The organism is Sphingobacterium sp. 40-24, assembly GCF_001899705.1.
Taxonomy (GTDB): domain Bacteria; phylum Bacteroidota; class Bacteroidia; order Sphingobacteriales; family Sphingobacteriaceae; genus Sphingobacterium; species Sphingobacterium multivorum.
Window position 1 is genome coordinate 152,216 of sequence record NZ_MKWH01000026.1, and the last position, 12,247, is coordinate 164,462.

General features: G+C 40.1%; 12 protein-coding genes. 9 read left to right on the forward strand and 3 right to left on the reverse strand.

Going from position 1 to position 12,247, the window contains the following annotated elements; genetic code table 11:
- The first annotated feature begins 142 nt into the window (after positions 1 to 142).
- From BGP15_RS10830 to BGP15_RS10840, 3 genes are all read left to right on the forward strand, one after another.
- Positions 143 to 799 (forward strand): protein-L-isoaspartate(D-aspartate) O-methyltransferase, encoded by a 657-nt coding sequence (locus BGP15_RS10830; protein ID WP_046672736.1) that lies wholly within the window; start codon positions 143 to 145, stop codon positions 797 to 799.
- Between the two features lie 131 nt (positions 800 to 930).
- Positions 931 to 2,754, forward strand: a complete 1,824-nt coding sequence (locus BGP15_RS10835; RefSeq protein WP_286769503.1) for a MutS-related protein — start codon at positions 931 to 933, stop codon at positions 2,752 to 2,754.
- A gap of 68 nt (positions 2,755 to 2,822) precedes the next feature.
- Complete coding sequence (locus tag BGP15_RS10840) at positions 2,823 to 3,224, forward strand: acyl-CoA thioesterase (protein ID WP_070561224.1); 402 nt, start codon at positions 2,823 to 2,825, stop codon at positions 3,222 to 3,224.
- Between the two features lie 90 nt (positions 3,225 to 3,314).
- On the opposite strand, the gene BGP15_RS10845 is transcribed toward BGP15_RS10840, so the two are convergent.
- Positions 3,315 to 3,689 carry a DUF779 domain-containing protein gene (locus BGP15_RS10845; RefSeq protein ID WP_286769504.1) on the reverse strand — a complete coding sequence of 125 codons (375 nt, stop codon included), beginning with the start codon at positions 3,687 to 3,689 and terminating at the stop codon, positions 3,315 to 3,317.
- Between the two features lie 120 nt (positions 3,690 to 3,809).
- Positions 3,810 to 5,312: an aldehyde dehydrogenase family protein gene (locus BGP15_RS10850; protein ID WP_070561223.1), complete on the reverse strand. Its 1,503-nt coding sequence runs from the start codon at positions 5,310 to 5,312 to the stop codon at positions 3,810 to 3,812.
- A 175-nt stretch (positions 5,313 to 5,487) separates the two neighbouring features.
- Here BGP15_RS10850 and BGP15_RS10855 point away from each other — a divergent pair, with 175 nt between their 5' ends.
- Entirely contained in the window at positions 5,488 to 6,390 is a 903-nt protein-coding gene (locus BGP15_RS10855; protein ID WP_046672732.1) for an AraC family transcriptional regulator, read from the forward strand.
- 1 nt (position 6,391) lies between these two features.
- Here BGP15_RS10855 and smpB read toward each other — a convergent pair whose 3' ends face one another.
- Positions 6,392 to 6,847 carry an SsrA-binding protein SmpB gene (smpB, locus tag BGP15_RS10860; RefSeq protein ID WP_046672731.1) on the reverse strand — a complete coding sequence of 152 codons (456 nt, stop codon included), beginning with the start codon at positions 6,845 to 6,847 and terminating at the stop codon, positions 6,392 to 6,394.
- A 411-nt stretch (positions 6,848 to 7,258) separates the two neighbouring features.
- On the opposite strand from smpB, the gene spt reads away from it, so the two are divergent.
- The 5 genes from spt to BGP15_RS10885 are packed head-to-tail and all read left to right on the forward strand — an operon-like array spanning position 7,259 to position 11,683.
- The gene (spt, locus tag BGP15_RS10865; RefSeq protein WP_046672730.1) at positions 7,259 to 8,458 is read left to right on the forward strand and encodes a serine palmitoyltransferase; all 1,200 of its coding nucleotides are present in this window, start codon (positions 7,259 to 7,261) and stop codon (positions 8,456 to 8,458) included.
- An 11-nt stretch (positions 8,459 to 8,469) separates the two neighbouring features.
- Complete coding sequence (locus BGP15_RS10870; protein WP_286769505.1) at positions 8,470 to 9,591, forward strand: GNAT family N-acetyltransferase; 1,122 nt, start codon at positions 8,470 to 8,472, stop codon at positions 9,589 to 9,591.
- Positions 9,588 to 10,580, forward strand: a complete 993-nt coding sequence (locus BGP15_RS10875; RefSeq protein WP_070561221.1) for an NAD-dependent epimerase/dehydratase family protein — start codon at positions 9,588 to 9,590, stop codon at positions 10,578 to 10,580. The genes BGP15_RS10870 and BGP15_RS10875 overlap by 4 nt, the downstream gene beginning before the upstream one ends.
- A 9-nt stretch (positions 10,581 to 10,589) precedes the next feature.
- Complete coding sequence (locus tag BGP15_RS10880; RefSeq protein WP_070561220.1) at positions 10,590 to 11,282, forward strand: CDP-alcohol phosphatidyltransferase family protein; 693 nt, start codon at positions 10,590 to 10,592, stop codon at positions 11,280 to 11,282.
- A gap of 2 nt (positions 11,283 to 11,284) precedes the next feature.
- Positions 11,285 to 11,683: a GtrA family protein gene (locus BGP15_RS10885; RefSeq protein ID WP_046672726.1), complete on the forward strand. Its 399-nt coding sequence runs from the start codon at positions 11,285 to 11,287 to the stop codon at positions 11,681 to 11,683.
- The last annotated feature ends 564 nt before the right edge of the window (positions 11,684 to 12,247 follow it).

A 12,247-nucleotide genomic window follows, 5' to 3' on the forward strand; every position in this document is an offset into this window, starting at 1 on the left:
GAGGTCAACGGAGGTTGAGCCTAAGGGAAAGATGATTCGGAAAATAAAGCAAATTAACTTGAAAATACGTACAGTGTTGGTATTGAATTATTTGTGATTAATTCTGTTTAATGTGCCTTTTAAAAGGTAAATTTGAAACATCATGGCGTACAAGTTTATTGATAATTATCGGGAGAAAGGTGCTCGTAAGAAATTGGTTGAACATCTAAAAAGCCGGGGCATTGCGGACCAGAAAGTATTAGATGCCATTGGCAAGGTACCACGTCACTATTTTTTTGATGAAACATTCTGGAATCAGGCCTATCGGGATATTGCTTTTCCAATAGGTGACGGACAAACAATTTCGCAGCCGTATACCGTCGCCTATCAATCTGAACTGCTCCACGTGAAAAAAGGAGATAAAGTACTGGAAATTGGTACGGGATCGGGGTACCAAACCTGTATCTTGTTGGAACTTGGCGCAGAGGTGTATACTATCGAACGTCAGGAAAACCTATATCAACGAACCATTCAAGTGTTGCCCTACATGGGCTATAAACCAAATTTCTTTTTAGGTGATGGCTCCAAGGGAATCGAAGAGCACGCCCCTTATGACAAAATTATTGTCACTGCAGGTGCGCCTTTCGTGCCAGAGGTTATGTTGAAGCAGTTGAAAATGGGCGGAATTTTTGTGATCCCTGTAGGAGACGAAAAATCGCAAAAGATGATGACGATCATTCGGGTAGGTGAAAATGATTTTGACCGTATCGAATTGGATACGTTTCGTTTTGTGCCTTTGGTGGGTGATCAAGCTTGGTAGGAGATCCATTCAACCAGTTCCGATGGCCTCCCCCAAGGTCTGCGAGTGACAATCGAGCCCTTGTTTCTTGAGCAGATGCAAAATAGCCATGATTAAATTGAAATGAACGTGAAAGAATAAATATTCACCTTATGACGCCAACTGCAATACAATATGACCAGAAGCATCGCGAAACCGCTTCAACTGTGGTCAAATTAAATAAACAAGTCAACACGCTCAGCTTGTCGCGGCTATTTGTGATACTCGGTGGCGGAGCGTTGTTATTTTATACCTTTCAACTGGAAAGCCTTCCGCTGGTTTTTTTCTGCTTTTTTGGACTATTGTTCCTATTTGCCTATCTGGTGCGGAAGCAGAGCCAGTTAGAGCTTCAGAAGAACTATTTTGAAGCTTATTTGAAAGTTTTGGCAAATGAACAGGCCCTAGCAGAAGGGAAACTAAACATGTATGACCATGGTGAGCATTTCGAAAACGGAGCTCATCCTTATAGCTCCGATATGGATATCTTTGGCACATACTCCTTATTCGCGCAGATAAATCGGGCAACGACCAAACAGGGGATTGATCTTTTGGCTTCTTGGCTTGATGCGCCTCTCCAAAGCAATCAAATTCAACGCAATCAAGAAGCATCACAGGAACTCGAAAATGAATCCGAATGGATATGGGATTTTCAGGCAAAGCTCTTGGCCAATCTGAACCATAAATTGGATATCAAGGCATTTTTGACAAATTACTTTCAAGACCGAAATTTTCAATTCGGAAATGCTTTTATGCGATTTTATATCAAAGCAGGCCCTGTTTTATTTTTGGTCGTTTTAGCGGGCAGCTTTTTCGTGCCAAAATTGGCTGGAGTGGCAACCTTGATAGGACTATTTCATATTCTTTGGGCATTGGCCAAAGCAGGAAGTGTGAGTATGTTCTCGTCGCGAATAGACAAAATTGGTGGCGTGCTGGGATCATATGCAGATGCGATTCAATCGATCGAAGACCACGCATGGAAGTCTATTGCTATGCAGGAGATCGCCGGAGAGCTAAAACAAAACCAGGGAACAGCATCCATTTCCTTTGCCTTTAAAAAATTAGCTGGTCTTATTAACAACTTGGACGCACGGAATAATGTCTTTGTTGGGCTATTTCTAAACCTATTTCTCCTTTGGGACTTTAGACAAGTATTGGCTATTGTTGATTGGAAGAATAAATACGAAAACGAGATTCTGAATTCATTCGATACCTTGGCTAAGGTGGAGGCTGTCACTAGTCTTGCTATTTGGAAGAGAAACCATTCGTCTTATAGTTATCCAGTAATTTTGGATAATCCGCTGGAAAATAAGATTGACGCGCAAGGGTTATATCATCCACTGATCCCAAGCAGTCAGGTCGTCGCCAATGATTACAGTAGTATAGATCATCGTGTTGCTTTGGTAACAGGTTCAAACATGGCTGGAAAGAGTACATTTCTGCGGACAGTAGGTATTAATGCAATTTTGGCTTATGCCGGAGCTGCGGTTGCAGCGACTTCTTTTCAGCTCCCGATTTACAAACTAATATCCTATATGCGCATCAAGGATAACCTGAATGAAAGTACGTCGACATTTAAAGCAGAACTGAATCGGATGAAATTTATATTGGATACAGTTTCAGTACATAGCGATAGCTTTTTTCTAATCGATGAGATGCTTCGTGGAACAAATTCAGTCGACAAATATCTTGGCTCCCGTGCAATCATAAAGAAACTGGTTCGATTGGACGGTAAGGGTATGGTGGCTACACACGACTTACAACTGTCCAGTTTACAAGAGGAATTCCCGGGAGATATCAAAAATTATCATTTTGACATTCGTGTTGATGCGGGGCAGATGCTGTTTGATTATAAGCTGAAGATAGGGGAATGTAAGATATTCAATGCGTCGCTTTTATTGAAAGGTATAGGCGTGGATATTGACGAAAATATGGAATAAAAATGACGGAACTGGAGCTAGATTGGTTTACATTTGTCTCCTCTTAAATCCACTAAATAAAACAATAAATGACTTTACAAGAACGTATTGATTTATCAGAAACACATGTTTGCACGACCGTGTTTCCGTTTTTGACAAATCATCACGATACTTTGTTCGGCGGCAAGGCGATGTCCATTATGGACGAAGTATCGTTTATGGCTGCGACACGATTTTGCCGCAAAACGTTGGTGACTGTATCGACAGACCGTATTGACTTCAATAAGGCAATTCCTTCCGGAAGTATTATTGAAGCGGTCGCGCGGGTTCAAAATGTAGGCCGGACCAGCTTGAAGGTGAAGGTCGACATATTTTTGGAACATATGTACAAGGAAGGAAGAGAATTGGCCATTGAGGGTGTTTTTACATTTGTTGCCCTTGATGAAAACAGACAGCCAATTCCAGTCCTTGAAGGCTTGGATATTGAATAAAATTTTAGCTTCCGAATGCGGAAACTCGAGAGAGATTTTTTAAAATTATAACATGGAAAAGGGTCGCAGATTGCAATGCGACCCTTTTTGTCATTCGTTTCTCTTGATTGGGCTGAGGTCGTTAAGTTCTTCGGCTGTAAATAAACGATAATGAACTTTGAAAGTTTTACCCAGTGGGGTTTCCAATGAGAATCCCCCCGGACCAAATCCATCCAGCACATCGAGTGTGAAATGCGCATGTTTCCAATATTCAAAGAGATCCCGATCCACCCAAAACTCATATCCTTCGGCTAATCCGATCATGGCGTCATTTTTCCTAGGAAAATAACCTCCTTCCTCAAAACACTGTGGCTGTGTACCCTCGCAGCAACCTCCGGCCTGATAAAACATTAATTTACCATGCTTCGCTTCAAGTTCATGAATGAGCTCCCTGGCTTTTTCAGTGATGTCTAGTCTATTGATCATGGTGAAATTCGTTTATGTGTTTTAGCGTTGACGAATAGGAAATTCAGCTGAAGGGGCAGCATTTGCTCCCCCTAAACTCGGGTATCTAGCTGTTCGAAAAGAATACCCGGTACGCTTCAGTTAAAAGAAACCAAGTTTTTCTTTACTGTAGGAAATCAACATATTTTTAGCCTGTCTGTAATGGGCAAGCATCATTTTATGGTTTTCCCGTCCAATTCCTGATTGTTTGTATCCGCCAAATGGGGCACCCGCTGGGTAGGAGTGATACTGATTTACCCAAACACGTCCTGCTTGTATGGCACGCGGGATCTGATAAAGCTGATGTGCATCTCGGGTCCATACACCTGCTCCGAGACCATACATGGTGTCGTTGGCGATAGCAATTGCTTCTTGTTCATCCTTGAACGTGGTGACTGCAAGCACGGGACCGAAGATTTCTTCCTGGAAAATACGCATGCTATTATCGCCTTTGAATAGGGTAGGTTTGATGTAGTAGCCTTCTTCAAAACCAGCACCGACATTGTTTTCATCACCGCCGGTCAATACTTCGGCCCCTTCTTCTTTGCCAAGTTTAATATAGGACATAATTTTGTCCTTTTGGATCTTCGATGCCTGAGCACCCATCATTGTTGTTGGGTCTAATGGATCGCCCACTTTGATCTGATTAACCCGATCGACTACTTTAGCGATAAATTTTTCATAAATGTCCTCCTGGATCAGTAAACGAGAAGGACAGGTACAAATTTCGCCCTGATTGAGTGCGAATAATACGGCTCCTTCCACTGCTTTGTCCAAAAATGCATCGTCTGCATCCATAACCGAACTAAAGAAAATATTGGGCGATTTCCCACCCAATTCTAGGGTTACCGGAATGATATTTTCAGTCGCATATTGCATAACCAAACGTCCAGTTGCTGTGGAACCAGTGAATGCTGCTTTGGAAACCTTTGGGTTTGTGACCAAAGAACGACCAAGTTCTGCGCCGAAACCGTTAACGATATTGACTACTCCGGCAGGAATCAGATCACCGATAATCTCCATAAGGACAAGAATGGATGTGGGTGTACTTTCAGCAGGTTTTAATACGACGGTGTTCCCTGCGGCAAGGGCCGGAGCTAGTTTCCATACGGCCATTAGAATCGGGAAATTCCATGGAATAATCTGTGCAACAACTCCGATTGGTTCGTGTACAATCAGTGACACTGTATTGCTGTCCAATTCGCTTATGGACCCCTCTTCAGCGCGGATTACACCAGCAAAATACCTGAAATGGTCGATTGCCAATGGGATATCGGCATTTAATGTTTCACGTACCGCTTTTCCGTTGTCTATCGTTTCAACGGCGGCGATATATTCTAAATTAGCTTCAATGCGGTCAGCAATTTTATTGAGGATAATACTTCGTTCTGTAGCCGAGGTTTGTCCCCAAGTTTCAAAAGCTTTAGCGGCGGTGTCGACAGCGAGATCCAGATCTTCTTTTGTTGAATGGGCAACTTGAGTAAACACTTTTCCATCTACCGGCGAAATATTATCGAAGTATTTTCCTTGAATTGGTGCGACAAATTTACCACCAATGTAGTTGTCATATCGTTCTTTGAACGATGGTCTTTTGATTGCGCTCATATGGTTTATTTATTAATTATTTTTAATCCCTTCTTATCAAAGTTAGCCAGCAATTATTCAATGGTGTAGCAGAATTGATCCAAAACATAGCACAATTGTGGCACATAACTTTCGCTCATAGTTTATTTTATTTATTATATTTGATTGACTGCCAATTATATTTAATTGTTGCACTATGGAAAATAGGACGCTGATTCATACATTGCCATTTTCGCGGAAGGGGGAGCTCAGCACATTAGTGGAGAACCGACGCGCATTTACGTTAGATAGCTTGGAGCTTAATATCTACGAAACATATCGGATATCGCAGCATGTACCTTTATGTTTTGATGATTTGGTTATGATTAATATGATCCAGGGTAAAAAAATCATGCATTTGGAGAATGTAAAGGCTTTTGACTATCTGCCCGGTCAGATGATGGTGTTACCTGCATCGGTGGCTATGCATATTGATTTTCCAGAAGCGACCCTCGACCAGCCCACGCAGTGTACCGCTTTAACAATTCATAGAGAGAAGATAGCAGCAGTCTTAGATTATCTAAATGAGTTTTATCCAAAAGAACATGTCAATCAATGGCGGCTTGATCCGGAGTTTTTTCACCTGTACAATTCGACTGAGCTTGCCGATCTGGTGAACAAGTTGTTTCAGATCATTATTAGTGAAAATCCGTTGAAAGATGTGCTTGCAGATCTGACCTTTAAAGAGCTTACGATTCGGCTACTTCAGTCACAGTCGATGATGGCATTAAAAATTGGGAAGTCGCCCAACAAAGTACTGTTACACGTGCAGGAATTTATTCAGAAACATATTACCGAGAAAATTTCAATTGGTCTATTGGAGCGGACTGCTCACATGAGCAAAGCGAGCCTTACGCGGATGTTTAACCGTGAACTTGGACTTAGTCCAATGGAGTATGTGATCCAACAGCGTATCGAGAAGGCAAAAAAGATGCTTTTACTCACCCGTAATGTAAAGGAGTCGTGCTATGGGGCAGGATTTAATGATGTCAACTACTTTGTTCGGCTTTTTAAAAGCAGGGTAGGCATGACGCCAGGCGCATTTGTCCTGGCGCGTTAACCTAAAATTTCATCACGCGATCAAGCTCACGTTTAACATCTCTTTCTTTGATGTTTTCTCGTTTGTCAAAATCTTTTTTACCCTGTGCCAAGGCAATTTCAACTTTGGCAAACCCCCGGGCACTGATAAAGATGCGTAGGGGTACAATGGTAAAACCACGTTCTTCCCCTTTCTCTTTCAGTTTTTTTAATTCTCTTTTTGTCAATAGCAGTTGACGGTCGCGTTTTGCTTCATGGTTATAGAAAGATCCCATGGAATATTCGGCAATGTGCATGTTACGGATGTATAATCCGTCCTCAAAAAAACTACAGAAACTATCGTTAATATTTGCCTTTCCTTCGCGTATGGATTTTATTTCTGTACCCAATAATCGAATTCCTGCAATGTACTTGTCCAGTAAGTGGTATTCAAAAGAAGCTTTTTTATTTTTTATATTGATATCTGAAGATAAAGCCATATATTGTTGTATATTAGTAAGTCTATACCATTGCTATTGCAATGAACCTAAATGTAACTAATTATAGGATAATTTAAAGTTCGCAAATATAATTATTAAAATTGTCTTATTTTAAAGTAGAATTGTGTGGGGCGGATGTTAGCGGAGTATTAAAATAAAATTAACTGTTTTGGGCGATGTGTTAAAAATATGACTAAATTTAAGTGAAAGTCAGATTATGTTTTCGTATGTTTGCAACGTTTTTTGGAATTATTGTGAATATATACAACGTAGCATTTCAACTTACATTGTGGATATAGCAGATTTTTAGTCGGAGACCGAGTTTTTTATATAAAAGTCCAATTCGATAATTTTGTTTGTTACAATAACATCTAAAAGTTAGAAATAGTTTTAGAAATACCTTTTTATCGCATGAGTAAAGGAAAGTTAGGCGAGAAAATATCGCAATTTAAGATTGTTGAGGAGTTGAAAGCTAAGGGCTTATATGCCTATTTTAGACCTATTCAATCAAAACAAGATACCGAAGTAAAAATCGATGGTAGACGTGTGTTGATGTTTGGTTCTAACTCTTATTTAGGGTTAACGACTGATACACGTATTATAAAAGCAGCGCAAGATGCTTTGGAAAAGTATGGTACTGGATGTGCTGGATCTCGTTTCTTAAACGGTACGTTGGATATTCACGTGGAACTGGAAGAAAAATTATCTGCTTATGTAGGTAAAGAAGCCGCTATTCTGTTTAGTACAGGATTCCAATCAAATCTAGGGCCTTTGTCATGTCTAATGGGACGTAATGATTATATTTTGTTGGATGAGCGTGACCACGCATCAATTATTGATGGTAGCCGTTTGTCTTTTTCCAAAGTAATCAAATACGGACACAATAATATGGAGGACTTACGTGCTAAGTTATCACGCCTACCTGAGGATAGTGCGAAGTTAATTTGTACGGATGGTATCTTTAGTATGGAGGGGGATATTGTTAATTTGCCTGAACTTACGTCGATTGCCAATGAGTTTGATGCTGCAGTAATGGTCGACGATGCACACAGTTTAGGTGTTATTGGGCACAAAGGAGCTGGTACAGCTTCTCATTTTGGGCTTAATGATGATGTAGACTTGATTATGGGTACATTTAGTAAATCGTTAGCATCTTTAGGTGGATTTGTCGCAGGTGATGCAGATGTGATCGATTTCTTAAAACATAATGCCCGCTCTGTGATGTTCAGTGCTTCAATGACTCCAGCTTCGGTTGCTTCAACATTGAAAGCTTTGGAAATTATTCAAAATGAGCCTGAGCATATTGAAAAATTATGGAAAAACACAGATTATGCCAAAGCACAATTACTGGATCATGGGTTTGATCTAGGTGCTACGGAAAGTCCTATTTTGCCAATCTTTATTCGTAGCAATGAAAAAACGTTCTGGGTAACTAAAATGCTCCAAGATGATGGGGTATTTGTTAATCCAGTTGTTTCTCCAGCAGTTCCTGCGGAAGAGTCTTTGATTCGTTTTTCATTGATGGCGACACATACTTATGACCAAATCGACGAGGCTATTGAGAAGATGGTTAAAGTATTCAAACAAGCTGAAGTTGAAACATTAATATAAAATCTAATCGTATGATTCAGATTATACCCGTTGAAACAAAGAAACAAAGACGGCTGTTTATAGATTTCCCTCATAGTCTCTATGAGGGAAATCCTAATTATGTACCTGCCTTATTTCTTGAACAAAACGATTTGCTTTCCCCTGACAAGCATCCCTTTTATAAACATTCCCAAGCACAACCTTTTCTAGCTTATCGTAACGATAAGATTGTCGGTCGTATATGTGCCATCTGGAACAATAACCATAATGCTTTCAATCGTGTGAATGAAGGGCAGTGGGGTTTTTTCGATTGTATAGATGATCAAGAAGTCGCAAACGCGTTATTTGAGACTGCAGAAAAATGGGTTAAAGCTAAAGGAGGGGATACGATCGTTGGGCCGATCAATTTATCAACCAATGATACCGTTGGTTTGTTGGTTGACGGTTTTGATAAGCCCCCAGTAGCCATGATGCCCTACAATTCACCTTATTACATTGACTTGATTACCAATTCAGGTTATGGACATAAAGTGGATTTGAGAGCTTATTTGGTCATGGAAAAGTCTGCGGATAAACGTTCTGTATTGCTTTTAGATAGGTTGGAAGAGCGTTTGAAAAGATCTGGCATTACATTGCGTCAATTTAATGTGAAGGATTTTAAAAACGAAGCAGCAAAAGTTCGTGACATTTATAATAGAGCATGGGATAAAAATTCGGGTTTTGTTCCGATGACAGAGGACGAATTTAATTATACGGCCAAAGATCTAAAAATGATTCTCGATCCACGTTTTGCTATCGTTGCGGAGAAAGATGGTGAGCTTGTTGGCTTTGGTCTAGGGATACCTGATATCAATCAAATCCTTATCAAAGTGAAGCGAGGACGTCTACTTCCTACGGGTATTTTTAAATTGTTATTTGGAAAGAAAAAAATCAACTTGCTTCGTGTACTCATGTTAGGGGTATTGGAAGACTACCGTAAACTTGGTATTGAAGCATGTCTGTATGGCCGAATTATAAAAGAATCAAAAGATTCTAATATCAAAGGGGCCGAATGTTCGTGGATGTTGGAGCATAATTACATGATGAACCACGCTATAGAACAAATGAATGGAGAATTGTACAAACGTTATCGTTTGTATCAAAAATCATTATGATAGAAAAAGTATTAATCACCGGAGCGAGTGGTTTTGTAGGCTATCATTTGACAAGAGCAGCGAAAGAGGCGGGGATGGAAGTTCATGCCGCGGTGAGGAAGTCAAGTGATGTTTCAGAAATTCGCTCCGTTGTAGATAAATTTGTTTATCCGGATTTCTCTGATGAAGAGTCTATCAGCGAATTACTGGAAGCGGAAAACTATACCTATGTTGTTCATGCTGCGGCAATGACTCGTGCCAAGCACGAAGAAGATCTCGAAAAGGTCAACGTTGGTTATACAAAAAACTTGGCATCTGCTTGTTTTTATTTAAAAACTCCCATCAAAAGATTTGTTTTCGTTAGTAGTCTTGCGGCAATCGGTCCTGTTAGCTACGATGCTAACCTTATCGATGAGAGCAATCCCTATCGCCCTGTTACGGCCTATGGTCGTAGTAAACGGAAAGCGGAGCTCGCCTTGGATGATTTTAGAGATCAGCCACTAACGATTTTGCGCCCCACTGCAGTATACGGCCCTCGTGAAAAAGATATTTTTATTGTTTTTAAAACAATGAATGGCGGCCTGGATGCCTATGTTGGCCGCTCTCCTCAAAAGCTTAGCTTTATTTATGTTGCTGACCTGGTGCAGGCGATCATTCATGCCTGTCGTTTTGATCAAGGAGGAAAGCAGGTGTATAACCTCAGTGATGGGCAGGTGTATGGCCGTTATGAGTTGGCTAGATTTTTCAAAGAGTTTAGCCAAAAGAAAATGATTCGTATGCATATTCCTTTTGGTGTCGTGAAGACTATCGCGGTTATTTTTGAACGATTGTATAAAAAATCTAAAGCAATACCTGTGCTATATCCGGAGCGACTGAATGAACTTACAGCTGAAAACTGGGGCTGTGATATCTCGGCGGCTCAACGTCAGCTACAATACCAACCTAAATATGATTTGAAGAAAGGCTTAATGGAGGCATTGGCTTGGTATAAAGAAAATAAATGGCTATAATCGCAGATAATGAGTGAGTTAAAAATAAATAAAAAACTTTTTCAGGATAGAAAGAGAACAAATATCTTAAGTGAACCCGAACAAAAACTTATTTCGTACCTCGTACCTCGAATTCCAAATTGGATTACCTCGGATGGACTTACGGCAATTGGATTTTTAGGCTCCTTAATGATATTGGGGAGTTTTATCTTGGCTGAATATGTTGATATTCGCTATTTGCTTCTAGGGATCCCTGGTTTCTTTGTGCAGTGGTTTGGTGATTCATTAGATGGTCGTATCGCATTCTACCGTAATAAATCCCGTCGCTGGTACGGTTTCGCGTTGGATATTGTAATGGATTGGATTAGTACGGTTTTTATAGGATTGGGGTATGTGCTGTATACCGTGGGTGATTTTAAGTATCTGGGATTTACATTGGTCGCATTGTATGGCTGGGCAATGATTATTTCTCAGCTCAGGTATAGAATTACCGATAAGTATACGATAGACGCCGGAATTTTGGGGCCTACTGAAATCCGGGTGATTATTTCATTGGTTATGTTATTTGAAGTTTTAATGCCTGGGTCTATTAATTGGTGTGTACTGTTAATTTGTATCGCACTTTTTATAATTAATACAAATGATACACGCCTACTTCTTAAATTAGGCGATGAAAAAGATAAAGCGGATAAACTGAAAAAACAACAGGAGGAGGCTATTTAGCGATGTCTTCAAAAGTTATTACTTTTTTAAAAGCTCAACTCTCCGCCTTTTTAGGCGGATTGTTTGATTTTGGAGTATACTCTGCTTGCTATAAGCTACTTCATATCAGTGCTCCTTTTTCCAATGCAATTAGTGGTAGCCTTGGTGCTGTTGTTAATTTTTTGATCAATCGATACTGGTCCTTCGGTAGTACGCAAAAGTCCGTGGGTAGTCAGTTATGGAAATTTGTGATCGTCGTCTGTGGTAGTATTACATTGAAGTCTACGGGAATTCATTTTCTGGTCGATGTATATCATGTAAACTTTTTGTTTTCGAAACTAGTTGTTGAGTTGCTTGTTTCTTTGGGTTTCAACTATACGCTTCAGCGTTTTTGGGTTTTTAAAGCTGAAGAGAAATCGTAATTTCCTTATTTTTTACGAATCAGCTTTAGCTGTTTTCAGTTCCATTTCTTTTTCTGTTTCTTTCGATTTCTCGTGCTCTTATGTTACCAAGATTTGTTTTGATAGGATGTTAGTCGAGCTGTTGGTTTAGGTTAAAAGAGCTTTTTAACAGCCTATAGTTGCGCTAATCCTGCAAGTTGCTGTTAGTGACCGATCTGTAAGGGTAATTCAACTTTGACGCTAGGTTGCATGACGAGCTGCAATATATTGCTCATTGTATAGCTGTCGTGTTTATTTCGCTTTTGTTTACTCTAGATTTTACCTAGTATAAAGTTAGCTTTTGGTTAGCCAGAACCTATACTATACCTAAACAAACCCTAACTAAACCCTAAACTAAACCTAAGTAAACAGGTAGAAAAGTATAGCTACAGAAGAAGGTATTCCGGCAGCCTGTGTTCTGCCATTGTTCTGGCCTTATCAATAACCGGCACGCCGTCTTCAATTGGGCAAAAGCAGAGCGAAGCATGCTCTGTGCATCTTTCAGGCCTAACAATACCACCTTTACTATTCACGATGCCGTTTCTC